The organism is Caballeronia arvi (assembly GCF_001544695.2).
Taxonomy (GTDB): Bacteria; Pseudomonadota; Gammaproteobacteria; order Burkholderiales; family Burkholderiaceae; genus Caballeronia; species Caballeronia arvi.
Genome location: NZ_FCOM02000222.1, coordinates 1 through 1,505 on the forward strand (window position 1 = coordinate 1; position 1,505 = coordinate 1,505).

Genomic DNA, 1,505 nt, shown 5'->3' on the forward strand with positions numbered 1-1,505 from the left:
CGCAATCCGTGGTCGTTGTACAGCATTTGCACAGAACGAGGAGTCGTGATGGCCGACACCGTAGGAGATTTCCTGATAGACCGTCTTTACGCCTGGGGCGTGCGCCGCATTTTCGGATATCCGGGGGATGGCATCAACGGCGTGCTCGGTGCGCTACAACGCGCAGAAGGTAAGATCGATTTCGTACAGGTTCGCCATGAAGAAATGGCGGCCTTTATGGCTTCAGCTCATGCGAAGTTCACGGGCGAACTCGGCGTGTGCATGGCGACGTCGGGACCAGGGGCCTCGCACCTCATCACGGGTCTCTACGATGCGCGCATGGATCACATGCCGGTGCTCGCCATCTGCGGTCAGCAGGCCCGCGCCGCACTTGGTGGCCACTATCAGCAAGAGCTTGATCTGCCTGCCTTATACAAGGATGTCGCGGGGGCGTTTGCGCAACAGGCGAGTGTACCCGCGCAAGTTCGGCACATCGTCGATCGTGCCGTCAGAATCGCGGTTTCCGAGCGGAAGGTGACGGCAATCATCTTGCCGAACGACCTTCAAGACCTTGAATATCAACCCCCTGGGCGCAAGCATGGCACGCTGCATTCTGGCGTCGGGTACACCCCGCCAAGGCTTGTCCCTTATCCAGACGACTTGCAGCGCGCGGCCGACGTGCTCAATGCCGGCAAAAAAGTCGCAATCCTCGTAGGCGCCGGTGCGCTCGCTGCGACCGACGAAGTCATCTCGGTAGCGGAGAAGCTCGGCGCAGGTGTCGCAAAGGCGCTTCTAGGTAAGGCCGCATTGCCTGACGATCTTCCCTGGGTCACGGGATCCATTGGTCTTTTAGGCACGAAGCCAAGCTACGAACTCATGATGGGATGCGACACGCTGCTCATGATCGGTTCAGGCTTCCCATACTCGGAATTCCTACCCAAGGAAGGCGACGCGCGGGGCGTGCAAATCGACCTAAAGGCGGACATGCTAAGTCTGCGCTATCCGATGGAAGTGAATCTGGTCGGCGACAGCGCAGAGACGCTGCGTGCCTTGCTTCCCCTGCTCGAACAAAAATCCGACCGCTCGTGGCGCAAGCGCATTGAAGGCTGGATGGACGATTGGTGGAAGACGCTGGAAAAACGTGCACTAGCAACGAGCGTCGCGGGCGTGAATCCGCAGCGCACCGTCTGGGAGTTGTCGACACGTGTGCCCGCAAACGCCATCGTGACAAGCGATTCCGGGTCGGTGGCCAACTGGTACGCGCGGGACTTGAAAGTGAAGCGTGGCATGCACTGCTCGCTCTCAGGTGGACTGGCGTCGATGGGCGCAGCGGTGCCGTACGCGATCGCGGCGAAGTTCGCGTTTCCCGAGCGGCCTGTCATCGCGCTGGTCGGCGACGGCGCCATGCAGATGAACAACATGGCGGAGCTCATTACGGTCGCGAAATACTGGAAGGAGTGGACCAGTCCCCACTGGATTTGCATGGTCCTGAACAATCAGGACCTCAATCAGGTGACATGGGAGCA

Annotated in this window: 1 protein-coding gene; it reads left to right on the top strand. The window is 59.9% G+C overall.

Annotated elements, in window-relative coordinates:
- Positions 1-48: 48 nt before the first annotated feature.
- A partial coding sequence (locus AWB74_RS44490; protein ID WP_087039597.1) for a thiamine pyrophosphate-requiring protein occupies positions 49-1,505 on the top strand: 1,457 nt, incomplete at its 3' end.